The following is a 14,389-nucleotide window of genomic DNA, read 5'->3' on the forward strand; positions in this document are numbered from 1 at the left end:
CCACGGGAGTGCTCAATGAACACCCATCCGATCAGTCATGGCGACCCGCTCTCCGGCGCGGGTGTCGCCCCCATCACCTCCGTGGTCTTCGACCTCGACGGTGTCCTCGTCAACAGCTTCGCGGTGATGCGCGAGGCGTTCACCCACGCCTACGCCGAGGTCGTCGGCGACGGTGAGCCACCCTTCGAGGAGTACAACCGGCATCTGGGCCGCTACTTCCCCGACATCATGCGGATCATGGGTCTTCCGCTGGAGATGGAGGGCCCGTTCGTCCGCGAGAGCTACCGGCTCGCCCACCTGGTGGAGATGTTCGACGGTGTGCCAGAGCTGCTGTCGGAGCTGCGCCACCGCGGGTTACGACTCGCCGTGGCCACCGGGAAGAGCGGACCCCGGGCGCGTTCGCTGCTCGACACCCTCGGCATCCGTGGGCAGTTCCACGTGGTCCTCGGCTCGGACGAGGTGGCCCGGCCCAAGCCCGCGCCGGACATCGTGCTGAAGGCGATGGACATGATGGACGCGGACCCCGACCGGACCGTGATGGTCGGGGACGCGGTGACCGACCTGGCCAGCGCGCGGGGGGCCGGGATCACCGCCGTGGCCGCGATGTGGGGTGAGACCGACGAGAAGACCCTGCTCGCGGCGGAGCCCGATGTGATCCTGCACAAGCCGGCGGAACTGCTGTCGCTGTGCCCCAAGGTGACGGTTCCATAGTCCGTGCCACGTCCGGGTCGATGTCCGTCCCCGCCGTCTCCCGGCGGTGTGGCCGACCGCTGATGCGGGACGTGGCAGGCGACGGCCACCGATGGGCCGCCGCCCGCCACGCCCCGGAACACCGTTGGGCTCAGCCCACCAACGGCACCGGTCCCGCGGCCTTCTCGGCCGCGGCCAGCAGCGCGGAGATGTCCTCACGGGCGCGGGCCACGCGCGAGCGTACGGTGCCGATGGGGCAGCCGGTCGCGGTCGCGGCGTCCGCGTACGGCAGGCCGAGCACCTTGGTGAGGAGGAACATCTCACGGCGTGCCGGGGCGAGCGCCGCCAGCAGGTCCATCAGCGCCACCCCCTCGTCGAACCCGGGGAGCCCGGCGGGCTGCGCCCGTTCGGCCGCCTCCTGCCAGTCGTCCGCGTCCAACGTACGGGGACGGGCGGCGGCCGTGCGGTAGCGGTCGACGACCACACGGCGGGCGATCGACAGCAGCCACGTCCGGGCCGATGAGCGACCGGCGAAGCGCGGCAGCCCGGTCAGCGCCCGCAGATACGTCTCCTGGGCGAGGTCCTCACAACCATGCGGATCGGCGCTGAGGTGGAGCACGAAACGGCGCACATCGCGGTAGGTGGCGCGGATGAAGTGGTCGACCGCCTCGCGGTCGCCGTCCCGGGCGGCCAGCGCCCATTCGGTGACCTGGTGGTCGTTCGCCGCGGTGGCAAGGCCGTGCACGGCTCTTATCGGTGCGGCGGGCAGCATGGCAGAAGGCATCGTCAAAACGTCCTTCGGAAGGCGGTGAGCGGCACATCGGCACGCGCCACCAGCCGCGCGAGTGTGCGGCGGGGCGACGAGGGGCCGACGGTGCCGATGGGTGGGGGCGACGCCGCGCTGGCGCCGGTACTCCGCCCGTCACCGGTGCTCACCCCAGGTCGGGGCGGGGGAAGGACGGGCGGTTCAGCGGATGGCGAACCGCCTCGGTGGCCCTCTGCGCAGGATGACGTGCCGCAGCAGGACTCCGCGCGGCCGGCGGGCGACGGCCGGCGCGGAGGGCCATGCGGGCGGCGGAGTGACACCCGCGCCCAGGATGCGCAGGGCGAGGACGAGCGGGACGAACAGCAGGGCCGCGAGCGCGCGGCCGAGCCGGAAGGCGGCCCGTTCGCCGCGCCACAGCCACAGCCCGCAGATCAGGGCGGCGAGCAGGTGGGCCGTGGCCATGCCCGCCCCGCCCGGACCCGCCCAGGGCCACGGCAGATGGCTCATGGACGGCGCGGCGGAGGAGATCGCGTCCGCGCCATGGCGCATATGGCCCATGCCATCGTGCATATGGCCCATGGCGCCGCTCATCGGGGCGGCGCCCATGCCGCCCCGCATACCGGACATCCCGTCACCCATGGCACTTCCCGCCGCTGGGGCGACTGCCGTCTCCGCGAACCGGAAGGCCATATGCAGGCCGAATTGCGCGACCACGGTCGCCCCGGTCACGGCCAGCGCTCCGCGCTCCCGCCCCGCAACCCACCACGCACCGGCCGCCGTTCCGGCGAAGGCGGCGGCCACGGCCCACACCGGCAGCGTGTCACCGGACATCAGCACGTGTCCGAGCGCCGTCACCACGACGCACATCGCCGCGAACACGGCGGCTCGTGCGAGACGGAAGGGCGGCCCGGCGGACATGGCAGCCATGGTGCCAGCCGTTGCCGGTATGCGTAACGATGGCTCAATCTTCATCACGCCGATGACAAGCGCGGCTCGTCGACGGCCGCCACATGGCCCCATGTGAGCCAGTTCACATAAAATGCCCGGAACTCGGCGATGCCCGCATCCGACGACTCAACCGGCGCGCGTCCGCCTGCCGCCGTTGCCCCGAGCCAGGAGTCGTCCATGTCCGCTGAACCCCTCGCCCCGGCCACCCCGTGGCGCATGGCGACGGGTGCCGTTGTACGTCCTCGTCCCGCTGGCCGCGGCCACCCGCCGACCGCGGCCATCGCCGTGATCGGCTACTACCTGCCCCTGCTCGGCATCCCCCTCGCCGCGTTCCTGGCCGTCGACATCGCCGTGGGCGAGATCGCCCGCCGCCGCACCACCACCCCGGCCGCCTGACCCCGGCTTGCCATCTCGGCAATATGTTTTGCCTCGATGGAGGGAGGGCTCGCATGGTTGCCGTGGAGGTGGTCAAGGTGGCCGATGAGCTGAAGAACGCCTATGACGTGGTGGTGATCGGTGGTGGCGCCGCTGGGCTGAGCGGGGCGCTGATGCTGTCCCGGTCGCGGCGTTCGGTGGTGGTGATCGACGCGGGCGCCCCGCGCAACGCCCCGGCCTCGGGAGTGCACGGACTGCTGGCCCGGGACGGGATCCCTCCGGCCGAGTTGGTGACCCGGGGCCGGGCCGAGGTCCGCGGCTACGGCGGTCAGGTGGTGTCCGGCGAGGTGGGCGCCGTGACCCGGGAGGAGTCCGGCGGCTTCCAGGTGGCCCTGGCCGATGGCCGGACCGTGCATGCGCGCCGGTTGCTGCTGGCCACCGGGCTGGTCGACGAGTTGCCGGACATCCCGGGGCTGCGGTCCCGGTGGGGCCGGGATGTGCTGCACTGTCCGTACTGCCACGGCTGGGAGGTCCGCGACCAGGCCATCGGCGTACTGGGGAGCGGGCCGCTGTCGGTGCACCAGGCGCTGCTGTTCCGTCAGTGGAGCGACGATGTCACCTTCTTCCCCCACACCCTGCCGTCGCCGTCCGGCGAGGAGGCGGAGCAGCTGGCCGCCCGTGGCATCCGTGTGGTGGACGGTGAGGTGGCGTCCCTGGAGATCGTCGAGGACCGCCTCGTCGGCGTGCGGCTGGGCGACGGCGGCGTGGTCGAGCGCGAGGCGCTGGCCGTCGCGCCGCGGATGGTGGCACACGCCGGTCTCCTGGCGGAGCTCGGGCTGCGGCCGGTGGAGCATCCGAGCGGTGGCGGTGAGCACATCCCGTCCGACGCGACCGGGCGCACCGAGGTGTCCGGGGTGTGGGTCGCGGGCAATGTCACCGATCTGGCGGCCCAGGTGGGCAGCGCCGCGGCGGCGGGGGCGACCGCGGCCGCCCATATCAACGCGGACCTGATCGCCGAGGAGACCCGGCAGGCCGTCGCCGCCCGGGCCCGCGGCAAGATGCCGTTCTCCCCGGAGCTGGAATCGCGGGTCTGTGAAGCGGTGTTGGGCGGCCGCCGCCACGGCCTGTGACGGCGGCCCGCCCCGGCGACGCGTCACCCGGCGGCCTGCCCCGGCGAGGCACCACGCGGCGGCCCGCCCCGGTGACACGCCACGCGGCAGCTCAGTCGGGCAGCGCGCCACCCGACGGCCCGACCCGGCGACACGCCACCCGACGGCCCGACCCGGCGACACGCCACCCGGCGGCTCGGTCGGGCAGCGCGCCATGGGGCGGCCCGACCCGGCGAGGCTTCGCACGACGGCCCGACCCGGCGACGCGTCACCCAGCGGCCCGGCCCGGCGAGGCTTCGCACGGCGGTCCGGCCACGCGACGCGCCACGAGACCATCACGGCCGGTAGGCCATGTCAGTAGACGGTGAGGCCGTAGGCGCTCAGCACCTCCTGGATCGGCTGGTAGAAGGTGGTGCCTCCGGTCGCGCAGTCCCCGGAGCCGCCCGAGAGAATGCCGATGATCTTGTCGCCCGCGTAGAGCGGACCGCCGCTGTCGCCCGGCTCGGCGCAGATATTGGTCTGGATCAGGCCGGAGACGACATCACCGCCGCCGTAGTTGACGGTGGCGTTGAGCGCGATGACCTGACCGCACCGGACGCCGGTCGTGGCACCCCGGCGGCAGACCTGCTGGCCGACGTAGGCGGTGGCGGTCCCGGTGATGTCCACGGTCCCCACCGTCCCGGGGTGCGGAACGGCCGTGTTGGTGTACCGGACGACACCGTAGTCATTGCCCGGGAAGCTGGTGGCGGTCGTCGAACCGACCGGGGTGGTCGCATCGGAGCCGGTGTACCAGGTGGGGGCGGCGTCGGTGCAGTGGCCGGCCGTGACGAAGTAATACGTGGTGCCGCTTTGCACATTGACCCCCGCGGAGCAGCGCAGCCCCGTGGTGGAGTGGATCCCGTCGCCACCGGAGAGCAGGGTCCGCAGCGGACCATCGAGCCGCTCCACGGTGATCGTGCCGCCGAAGCGCTCGGCGGTGCGGTCGAGCCTGGCCAGATCGGCTTCCCGGACCGTGGAACCGACGAGGACCCGCAGCGTTCCGGTGCGCTCGTCCACGGTCCAGGCGGTGCCCGGGACATCCAGGGATGCCACGGCCGAGGCGGCGCCGGACACGGACGAGGCGGCGCCGGACACGGGCGTGGATACGGACGGGGGCGTGGCGGTGGCACTGGGCGCGGACGTGGCGGTCATCGCGGAGGAAGCGGCCGCACTCGTACCGACTGTCGCGAGGGCTGCCGTGATGAACAGACCGGACACCGCGGCGGTCAACCGGCCACGTCTCCTGGTACGGCGAGCTGTTCTCACCCGAACCTCCTTGAAAGGGGCGTCAGTTGGTCCAGCCGCCTCATTGTGCCCGTGGTCGGGCGGACACGTAACCCACCATCCCGTACCGTCGAAAAGCGCCCTTGATCAGCACATTGACGATCAAGCCGGACCGCGCACGCCCTGCCGACCACGACACGGAGAGTGTTATAAATGCCGATATGGGCGGACGTGCTCGTCCGGCTCGGCGACGGCTGGGGCCCCTGTCGTATACGCGAAGCGTCGCCGGGCAGGCGTTCATCTTGCAGCTTCTGCTGATCCTGGTTCTGGTGGCCGCGGCGGTGGTGGCCGTCGCAGCGGATGCCCGGAGCCACAGCACGACCGACGCTCGCCGGCGATCCCTCGCGGTCGCCGAGACCTTGGCACACTCCCCCGGAATGGCCCGGGCCCTGACCAGCGACCGGCCGACGTCGCTGCTGGAGTCGCATGCGGAGGCGGCACGGAAGAGATCAGGCGTCGACAGCGTCGTGGTGTTCAACACTCATGGCATCCGCCTCACCCACCCCGAGAAGGCATTGATCGGCAAGCGGATCGTCGGACCGGCCGGGCTGGTGCGGGACGAGCTGAAAGGCAAGACGATCACGGAGTCCTTCCAGGCCAGCCAGGGCCCGTCCGTGGTCTCGGCGGTCCCCGTCACCAGGGCCGACGGCACCTTCCTCGGCGGTGTGTCCGTCGGGGTCAAGATCGCGAGCGTGAACAGCGAGGTGGACCGTCGGCTACCGCTGCTGCTCGGCAGTGGCACCGGGGCGCTGGCCCTGGCCTCGGGCGGGGCGGCGCTGATGAGCAGGCGGGTGCGGCGGCAGACCCACGGACTGGGCGCCGCGGAGATGACGCGGATGTACGAGCACCATGACGCGGTGTTGCGCTCGGTCCGCGAAGGGGTGCTGGTCCTGACCGCGGGCGGGCGACTGCTGGTGGTCAACGACGAGGCCCGGGAACTGCTCGGGCTGGCTCCGGACGCGGAGGGGCGGCGCATCGACGAGCTCGGCCTCGAACCGCACCTGACGCAACTGCTGGCGTCGGGACGGCGCGTCACCGACGAGGTGCACCCCTGCGGGGATCGACTACTGGCGGTCAATATGCGGTCCACGGACCGTGCGGGCGATCCCGCCGGAAACGTGGTGACGCTGAGGGACACCACCGCGCTACGGGTGCTGTCCGACCGGGCCGAGCAGGCCGGTGAGCGGCTGAAGCTGCTGTCCGACGCCGGGGTGCGGATCAGCTCCAGCCTGGAGCTGACGGGCACCGCGGAGAAGCTGGTGGACGTGGCCGTCCCCCGGTTCGCCGACATCGTCTCCGTCGAACTGCTGGAGCCCGTGCTGCGCGGCGAGGAGCCCGAGCCACCGTACGAGCCACTGGCGCCGCACCGGACCGCCGTCGGCGGAGATCCCCCCGACGGCCTCGTCTTCCGCGTGGGCGAGCGAGTCGTCTACGCACCCTCCACACCGCAGAGCCGGGCCGTGAAGGCCGGAGCCGCCGTCCTCCTGACCGATCTGACGGGCCCCGGCGAGTCGCCGAGCGACCACTCCGCCCCGTACCCGGCCCCCGGGCAATCGGCCACGTACGGTGCCGAGACCCGGCGCCTCCTCGACCGCGGGGTCCACTCGCTGATCACCGTCCCGCTGCGGTTCCGCGGGGTCACCCTCGGCCTGGCCACCTTCTGGCGGACCCGGCCCGGTGAGCCGTTCGACGAGGCGGATCTGGCGATCGCCGGGGAGCTGGCCGTGCGCACCGCCGTATGTGTCGACAACGCCCGCCGCTACGCCCGCGAACACACCATGGTCACCACCTTGCAGCGCACCCTCCTCCCCAGCGGTCTGCCCGATCAGGACGCCGTGCGGGTGGCGTCCCGCTATCTGCCCGCACAGGGCGAGACGGGCGGATCCTGGTTCGATGTGATCCCTCTCTCCGGCGCCCGGGTCGCGCTGGTCGTCGGGAAGGTGGCCGGGCAGGGCCTGCACGCCGCGGCCACGATGGGGCGGCTGCGCACCGCGGTGCAGAACTTCTCGGCCCTGGACGTGCCCCCGGATGAGCTCCTCTCCCATCTGGACGAGCTGGTCACCCGTCTCGACCTGGAGCGCGAGGCCGATTCGGACGACGTCCGGATCACGGGCGCCACCTGCCTGTACGCGATCCACGACTCGGTGTCCGGCCACTGCGCCATGGCCCGGGCCGGCGATCCGGGCATCGCCGTGACCCACCCGGACGGCGCCGTGGACATCCCCGCGGTGCCCATCGGCCCGGCCCTGGGCATGGGCGGGGAGCCGTTCGAGGCGGTCGGCCTCTCGCTGCCCGCCGCAAGCCGGCTGGTGCTGTACACCAACGGCCTTCTCGAAGGGGAAGGCCAAGCCGTCGACACCGGCCTCGACCTGCTGCGCCGCACCCTCGCGGCCGAGCCGGACCTCGGCCCGGACGAGACCTGCCGGAGCCTTTTCGACACCGTGCTTCCGGCCCACCCGAGCGACGATGTGGCGCTGCTGGTGGCCCGGACCCGCCTGCTCGCCCCGGAGAACGTGGCCGAGTGGGATGTGCCGTTCGACCTGGCGGCGGTCGCCCCGCTGCGCGCCACCTGCACCCGGAAACTGCGGGCGTGGGGCCTGGAGGACACCGCGTACACCGCCGAGCTGATCATCAGTGAACTGATCACCAACGCCCTGCGGTACGGCTCCCCTCCCGTACGCATACGGCTGCTGCGCGGCCGCGGCCTGATCTTCGAGGTCTCCGACGGCAGCAGCACCGCACCCCATCTGCGGCGGGCCGCGATCACCGACGAGGGCGGCCGCGGGCTGTTCCTCGTCGCCCAGTTCGCCCAGCGCTGGGGCACCCGCTACACCCCGCACGGCAAGGTCATCTGGGCCGAGGCGGCCCTGGACGGCGGCCTCTGAGCGGACGTGTGTGGGGCTCGGCGGCAGTGCTGAGCGACGCAACCCCCCACCGGGGGCGAGGAGTTCACCGAACGCGGCGGGCAGGCGGCGGGGCCGGGCCTGGCTTTCCCCGGCCGCGTCATCGAGACTGTGATCATGCACGAGGGACACGGCCACCAGGAGTACATCGTCACGTCCGACCCCGAGGCGGTGGCCCGTGTCCGGGCCTCCTTGTTGCGCACGCTGCCGGTGGCCGCATGGGCCGGGGTGGCCAGTGCCGTGGTCATCGTCTCGGCCGTGGCCCTCGGCCTCTTCGCCCTCGGCCACAGCGCCTCCCAGCTGTGGGTCCTGGTGTTCGCCTGGCCCGCGGCGTTCCTCGGCTATGACGCCAGGCGCCGATTCGCCGATATACGGCGGCTGAAGCGGACCTGGGCGGCGAAAGAGGTGTCCCCGGTGGCGATGCGCCTCTCCGCCGAGGGCCTGCGCTGCGCCATCGACTCCGCCCCGGAGCCCGTTTTCCTCCCCTGGTCCGCGATCGCCCAGGTGCGAGTGACGGGCCAGGGCCTCAGCACGGTGCGGGTCGATCTCGCCCCCGGCGTGTCCGCCACCACCCCCGGGGTCAGCGGACTGGAGCAGCCCGAGGCCCGGATGCGCATGCGGCGCGCCTGGAACGGCGGGATGCGGCTGCGCTTCACCGTCTACGCCCTCCGCCAGCCGATCAGCGAGATCGACCAGGCTCTCGGCCACTTCTCGAACGGGCGGATCGGTATCCGCTGACGCGGGGCGCCCGAAACGCCATGTCCGAATCCCGCCAGCTTTCCCCGCCCGAAAGACGCATGCTGGGAGCAACGCACCACAGAACGGCGAGAAGAAGAGAGGGACCACAGCCATGACGGTCCACACGACGATCGACAGCCCGCTCGGCGAGCTGCTGCTGGTGGGCGAGGAGTCCGCCACCGCGCCGGGGGGCACCGCACTCATCTCCCTGTCCGTGCCCGGCCAGAAGGGCGGGGCCGTCGTCCAGGACGGTTGGAGCGAGGATGCCGAGGCGTTCACCGAGATCGTCTCCCAGTTGCGCTCCTACTTCGACGGCGAGCGCACCCGCTTCGACATCGAGTGCGTCGAGGGCGGTACGGACTTCCAGCGCAGGGTCTGGCAGGCGCTGGAGGCCATTCCGTACGGCACCACCGTCAGCTACGGCGACATCGCCCGGCAGATCGGCGCCCCGCGCACGGCCGTCCGCTCCGTCGGCACCGCGATCGGCCGCAATCCACTGCTGGTCGTGCGGCCCTGCCACCGGGTCATCGGCGCCACCGGCGCACTGACCGGCTATGCGGGCGGACTGGAGCGCAAGCAGCGGCTCCTCGTTCACGAGGGCGCCCTCCAGACCGCCTGAGCGTGGGCCTCGCACCGCCCGGTGCCGAGGCCCGCACCGCAGACTTCCCGGATCCCGGAGAACACCGATGAGCACCACGAACGACACCGCACGCATCCACCAGCGCGTGGCCGCGGCCGACTGGCCACAGCTGGCCGAGGAGCTGGACACCTACGGGTGCGCGCTCACTCCACGGCTGCTGACCCCCGCCCAGTGCGCCCGCATCGCCGGGCTGTACGGGCAGGACGAGCAGTTCAGGAACACGATCGACATGGCCCGCCACCGCTTCGGCTCCGGACAGTACCGCTACTTCACCCATGACCTGCCCGAACCGGTGGCCGAGCTGCGCGCCGCGCTCTATCCGCGGCTGCTGACCATCGCCCGTGACTGGGCGGAGCGGCTCGGCCGCCCGGCGCCCTGGCCGGACAGCCTCGAGAAGTGGCTGGCCATGTGTCATGAGGCCGGACAGGACCGCTCCGCACAGATCCTGCTGCGCTACGGCCCCGGCGACTGGAACGCCCTGCACCGGGACGTATTCGGCGACATGCTCTTCCCGCTCCAGGTGGTGATCGGGCTCGACGCGTACGGCACGGACTACACGGGCGGGGAGTTTCTGCTGGTCGAGCAGCGGCCCCGCGCCCAGTCCCGGGGCACCACGACCGTCCTCCAGCAGGGCCACGGCCTGATCTTCACCACCCGTGACCGTCCCGTGGCCACCAAGCGCGGCTGGTCGGCCGGTGTGATGCGGCACGGGGTCAGCACGGTGCGCTCCGGGCGCCGCCACGCATTGGGGCTGGTCTTCCACGACGCCGCCTGACACCACCCACCGTCCGGCATCCTGGCATGGCAGCCCTCCATCCGCCCGCGGAGAAGGCGGAGAACGCGGAGAACTCCGTATGAACGCCCTGATCCCCCGTCCACGCCTCGAGGTGGCCCCCGGCGCCGTCCATGTGCCGGGCTGGCTCACCCTCGAACAGCAGCGGGAGCTGGTCCTCGCCTGCCGGGGCTGGGCCACCGGCCCGGTCCCGATCCGGCACACCAAGCTGCCGCGCGGGGGCGTCATGTCGGTGCGCACGGTGTGCATCGGCTGGCATTGGCAGCCCTACGCCTACACCCGCACCGCCGACGATGTGAACGGCGCCCGGGTCGCCGAATTCCCCGACTGGATGGTCGAGTTGGGCCGTCACGCCCTGGTCGACGCGTACGACGACGAGACGGCCGGTGAGGGGTACACCCCCGACACCGCGCTCATCAACTTCTACGACGCCCAGGCGAAGCTGGGCATGCACCAGGACAAGGACGAGAGGTCATCCGCCCCGGTGGTCTCGCTCACCATCGGCGACAGCTGTGTCTTCCGCTTCGGCAACACCGAGACCCGTACCAAGCCGTACACCGACCTCGAACTCGCCTCCGGGGATCTGTTCGTCTTCGGAGGCCCCTCCCGCTACGCCTATCACGCCGTCCCCAGGATCCTGTCGGGAACCGGTGACCCGGCCACCGGACTGAAGTCCGGGCGGCTGAACATCACCATGCGGGTCACCGGTCTGGCCGATCCTCAGTCGTCAGTCGTCCCGTGATCACCCCGCTACGGGCTGCTGAGCCTCGAACTCGACGGGCAGCGCGGTCAGCGAGCGGATGAAGGGGTTCTTGCTGTGGCTGATCTCGGAGGCGGGAACGCTCAGCCGAAGCCCGGGGAACCGCCGCACCAGGCTCTCCAGGGCGATCTGCCCCTCCACCCTGGCCAGCGGCGCGCCGATGCAGTAGTGGATGCCGTGGCCGAACTGGAGGTGTACGGCCGAGTCCCTCGTGAGGTCCAGCCGCTCGCCGTCGGTGAAGTGCGCCGGGTCGGAGTGTGCGGCGTCCATGTCCAGGAGCACCTGGTCGCCGGCGCGGATGGATACGGAGCCGATCTCCACGTCCTCGTTGGCGAAACGCACGATGAGAATGCCCGGCCCGGCGTGCCGGAGCAGCTCCTCCAGACCGCGCCCGGCCAGCTCGGGGTCCTTGCGCAGCAGCTCCATCTGGTCCGGCTGGGACAGCAGCGAGAAAACCGCGTTGCTGATGAAGCTGCCGGTCAGCTCGTACCCCGCGATCAGCATCATCCGGGCGGTGGCGACCACCTCGCGGTGGCTGAGCCGGTCGTCCTCGTGTGCGGACATCAGATCGCTGATCAGGTCGTCCTCCGGGGCCTTCCGCCTGGCCTCGGCGAGGTCCTCCATATACGTCCACAGCTTGGCGGAGGCGTCCTGGGAACGCGCGGCGGTGTCCGGGTCCAGCGGGGGCGTGAGCATCAGATCGGCCCACTGGTGGAATTCGGTGCGGTCGGCGATGGGCACACCGAGGAGTTCGCAGATCACCTGCATGGGCAGCGGAATGGCCAGCGCGCTGACGAGGTCGGCACGGCCGTCGACGGCGATCCGGTCCAGCAGTGTGTCGGTGATCTCCCGCACCCGTGGCCGCAGACTCTCCACTCTGCGTACCGTGAACGCCTTGGCCAGCAGCCTGCGCAGCCGGGTGTGCTGGGGCGGATTGGTACCGGCCACCGTGTCCTCGAACAACCCGCTCACCGGATTGGTCTGGCCCTGGGAGGCGGCGTAGGCGGCGGCCGGGCTCATTCCGGGGTGTCCGAGACAGTCCCGGACCTCCTCGTACCGGGAGACGAGCCACGCCGTGGTGCCGTGCATCGTGATCTGCCGAGGCGGGCCGTGCTTGCGCAGCTCCTGCGCGACGGACTGCGGGTCGAGGATGCGGAGTTCTTCTTCGGGGGTGTCAGCCATGGCGGTACCGCGTTCTCCTTGGTCGAAGTGGCGCCCGGACGCGCGGGATGTCAGCTCTGGCTCCGGGCGGGGATGATGTAGTCGGGGTCGGCCGTCCGTGGCGGCTCGCGCCGGGCCATGGCGGCGTCGATGGCGGGCTGGAGCCGGGTCGTCTTCAGCCGTACGGCGGCCTCATCGCGCTCCTTGAACTCCGGCATCACCTCATTGGCGAAGAGCTCCAGCGATTCGCGGATGTGCTCGTGCCGGGTGCCACCGCCCTGGACGAGGAAGATCGCCTGGTCCAGTCCGGCCTCCTCGTGCAGCCGCAGGAAGTCGCGTATCTGGTGCGGAGTGCCCACCGCGCCCCGGGCCGGATTGCCCAGCGGCATTCCGGGCTTGCCGAAGGAGGAGCGGCCCATGCCGTGCTTGTCGCGATCGCGCTGGAACTCCTCCCACAGCCGGGTGCGGGCCGGTGCGGCGGTGCCGAAGCCCGCGTAGAAGCCGAGGCCGAAGTTGAAGAACTGGACGCCGTCGACGGCGCGTTCCACGGCCGTGGTCTCGTCCCGGTGGCAGAACATCGGGATGGTCGCGGCGATCTGTGCGTTGACGGCGAACGCGGCGGGCACACAGTCCGCCGACTCGATGCCCGAGTAGTAGGCGTCGACCCACTTCTTGGTCTCCGCCGGCCCGAAGAAGGAGAAGTTCAGCGCGCCGAGCCCCTTGGCGGCCGCGGTGCGGATCGCGTCCCGGTTTCCGCAGGCCATCCACATCGGCGGATGTGGCTTCTGCCGGGTCTTGGGCAGCACATTGCGGATCGGGGCGGACACGTACTTGCCTTCGTATCCGGCGAAGGGCTCCTCGACGAACATCCGGGCGACGGCGTCCACCGCCTCCGCCCACTGGTCCCGTTTCACGGAGCGCTCCACGCCGAATCCGCCCAGCTCGGTGGGGGTGGTGGACTCGCCCGTGCCGAAGTCCACCCGGCCGTCGGAGAGCAGGTCCAGCGTGGCGATCCGCTCGGCGACCCGTGCCGTCGGATTGAACGCCGGAGGCATCAGGGCCACCGCGTGGCCGATGCGGATGCGGCTGGTGCGCTGGCTGACCGCGCCGAGGAACGCCTCCGGCGCGGACATGTGCGAGTACTCCTCCAGGAAGTGGTGCTCAGGACACCACACATGGTCGAAACCCAGCCGGTCGGCCAGCTCGATCTCGTCCAACATCTCGTTGAACAGGCGGTGTTCGGAGTCCTGGGTCCAGGGTCGGGGCAGCTGCGCCCCGTACAGCAAACCGAATTTCATGGCGCATCACTCTCATCTGCTGGTCGTCGGCCACGGGCCGGGACGGGGATGGCGGCACCGGCTCGGTCAGTCGCGACCGTCCCAGTACGTGTCGAGCACCTGGGCGCGCCGTTCCGGATCGACGAGGAGGGTGACCTTCTCATGGCCGTCCTCCACGATCGTGAACATGTTGTTGGTGAGGAAGACCTGCCCCTTGTCGATGGCGCGCCTGCGTCGGCGCATCGCCGCAAGGATGGCCGGGCCATTGCCCTCACCGACCCCGGCCCAGGCGTCATAGGTCCTGGGCTGGGTGGTGAAGCGGTAGGTGGTGCGCCAGTCGTGGTCCAGGGTCTTGGCCTGGAGCACGAGATAGCCATCCCGCCGGATCAGCCGGAAAGCACAGCCGTACTGCCACTGCACCTCCTCGGACAGGCGCAGCGGCTCGGTGAAACAGAGACCGGCGTGCCCCACATCGGCCAGCCACTCCTGCCCGTCGATACGGACGAGCATCAGCATGTGTTCGGGGTCGGGGGCGAAGATGTCACCGGGCAGATACGTGCCTCCGCTGATGACGTCCAGGTCATAGCCCAGCTCGCGGAGCAACTGGGCGAACAGGGTGTTCAGCTCCAGACACATGCCACCGGCGCCGGTCGGCACGATAGCCTCGAATGCCTTGTCGATATCGATGTCGGCCATGTTCTCCGCGCTGAGGCGGTGGGTGTGGTTGGTGTCGTAAGGGACCGCCATCAGATGGCCGCGGTGCAACTGCCGGAGGTTCGGCAGGGTGGGGGCGGGCGGCTGGGGAAACCCCAGATGCGCCAGGTACGTGTCCGTGCTGAACATGTGCGATCCCTTTCTTGCCGCTTCGGTCGGTGCCGGTCTGCCGAGTGGAGTTGTGCTGGGCTG

Annotated in this window: 14 protein-coding genes and 1 pseudogene; 8 read left to right on the top strand and 7 right to left on the bottom strand. The window is 71.2% G+C overall.

Going from position 1 to position 14,389, the window contains the following annotated elements; genetic code table 11:
• Positions 1-15 precede the first annotated feature (15 nt).
• The gene (locus AB0E24_RS30545; protein WP_283887826.1) at positions 16-711 is read left to right on the top strand and encodes an HAD-IA family hydrolase; all 696 of its coding nucleotides are present in this window, start codon (positions 16-18) and stop codon (positions 709-711) included.
• A 130-nt stretch (positions 712-841) separates the two neighbouring features.
• On the opposite strand, the gene AB0E24_RS30550 is transcribed toward AB0E24_RS30545, so the two are convergent.
• From AB0E24_RS30550 to AB0E24_RS30560, 3 genes are all read right to left on the bottom strand, one after another.
• Complete coding sequence (locus AB0E24_RS30550; RefSeq protein ID WP_174884360.1) at positions 842-1,474, bottom strand: sigma-70 family RNA polymerase sigma factor; 633 nt, start codon at positions 1,472-1,474, stop codon at positions 842-844.
• Positions 1,475-1,657: 183 nt separating this feature from the next.
• Positions 1,658-2,374, bottom strand: a complete 717-nt coding sequence (locus AB0E24_RS30555; protein ID WP_099016780.1) for a hypothetical protein — start codon at positions 2,372-2,374, stop codon at positions 1,658-1,660.
• Between the two features lie 53 nt (positions 2,375-2,427).
• Positions 2,428-2,583: a hypothetical protein gene (locus AB0E24_RS30560; RefSeq protein ID WP_176742847.1), complete on the bottom strand. Its 156-nt coding sequence runs from the start codon at positions 2,581-2,583 to the stop codon at positions 2,428-2,430.
• A gap of 26 nt (positions 2,584-2,609) precedes the next feature.
• Between AB0E24_RS30560 and AB0E24_RS30565 the strand changes: the two are divergent.
• Together AB0E24_RS30565 and AB0E24_RS30570 are read left to right on the top strand one after the other, a co-directional pair.
• Positions 2,610-2,800, top strand: a pseudogene (locus tag AB0E24_RS30565) (PepSY domain-containing protein); the annotation flags it as partial.
• Positions 2,801-2,853: 53 nt separating this feature from the next.
• Complete coding sequence (locus AB0E24_RS30570) at positions 2,854-3,909, top strand: NAD(P)/FAD-dependent oxidoreductase (RefSeq protein WP_359381799.1); 1,056 nt, start codon at positions 2,854-2,856, stop codon at positions 3,907-3,909.
• Positions 3,910-4,242: 333 nt separating this feature from the next.
• Here AB0E24_RS30570 and AB0E24_RS30575 read toward each other — a convergent pair whose 3' ends face one another.
• Complete coding sequence (locus AB0E24_RS30575; protein WP_359381802.1) at positions 4,243-5,193, bottom strand: S1 family peptidase; 951 nt, start codon at positions 5,191-5,193, stop codon at positions 4,243-4,245.
• 179 nt (positions 5,194-5,372) lie between these two features.
• Here AB0E24_RS30575 and AB0E24_RS30580 point away from each other — a divergent pair, with 179 nt between their 5' ends.
• The 5 genes from AB0E24_RS30580 to AB0E24_RS30600 all read left to right on the top strand — a co-directional run bounded on the left by AB0E24_RS30580 (position 5,373) and on the right by AB0E24_RS30600 (position 11,027).
• Positions 5,373-8,096, top strand: a complete 2,724-nt coding sequence (locus AB0E24_RS30580; RefSeq protein WP_435855329.1) for a SpoIIE family protein phosphatase — start codon at positions 5,373-5,375, stop codon at positions 8,094-8,096.
• A gap of 135 nt (positions 8,097-8,231) precedes the next feature.
• Positions 8,232-8,852: a hypothetical protein gene (locus AB0E24_RS30585; protein WP_359381808.1), complete on the top strand. Its 621-nt coding sequence runs from the start codon at positions 8,232-8,234 to the stop codon at positions 8,850-8,852.
• Between the two features lie 112 nt (positions 8,853-8,964).
• Positions 8,965-9,471, top strand: coding sequence for a methylated-DNA--[protein]-cysteine S-methyltransferase (locus tag AB0E24_RS30590; protein ID WP_069867624.1), 507 nt, complete (start codon positions 8,965-8,967; stop codon positions 9,469-9,471).
• A 67-nt stretch (positions 9,472-9,538) separates the two neighbouring features.
• Entirely contained in the window at positions 9,539-10,267 is a 729-nt protein-coding gene (locus tag AB0E24_RS30595) for a 2OG-Fe(II) oxygenase (RefSeq protein WP_069867623.1), read from the top strand.
• 79 nt (positions 10,268-10,346) lie between these two features.
• Positions 10,347-11,027, top strand: coding sequence for an alpha-ketoglutarate-dependent dioxygenase AlkB family protein (locus AB0E24_RS30600; protein WP_359381811.1), 681 nt, complete (start codon positions 10,347-10,349; stop codon positions 11,025-11,027).
• On the opposite strand, the gene AB0E24_RS30605 is transcribed toward AB0E24_RS30600, so the two are convergent.
• From AB0E24_RS30605 to AB0E24_RS30615, 3 genes are all read right to left on the bottom strand, one after another.
• Positions 11,028-12,227: a cytochrome P450 gene (locus AB0E24_RS30605; protein ID WP_206331513.1), complete on the bottom strand. Its 1,200-nt coding sequence runs from the start codon at positions 12,225-12,227 to the stop codon at positions 11,028-11,030. It abuts the gene before it with no gap.
• Positions 12,228-12,277: 50 nt separating this feature from the next.
• Positions 12,278-13,504: an LLM class flavin-dependent oxidoreductase gene (locus AB0E24_RS30610; protein ID WP_093707341.1), complete on the bottom strand. Its 1,227-nt coding sequence runs from the start codon at positions 13,502-13,504 to the stop codon at positions 12,278-12,280.
• 66 nt (positions 13,505-13,570) lie between these two features.
• The gene (locus tag AB0E24_RS30615; RefSeq protein WP_359381815.1) at positions 13,571-14,326 is read right to left on the bottom strand and encodes an arylamine N-acetyltransferase family protein; all 756 of its coding nucleotides are present in this window, start codon (positions 14,324-14,326) and stop codon (positions 13,571-13,573) included.
• Between the last annotated feature and the right edge of the window lie 63 nt (positions 14,327-14,389).

This window comes from Streptomyces malaysiensis subsp. malaysiensis (genome assembly GCF_040653035.1).
In the GTDB taxonomy this organism is placed as follows: domain Bacteria; phylum Actinomycetota; class Actinomycetes; order Streptomycetales; family Streptomycetaceae; genus Streptomyces; species Streptomyces malaysiensis.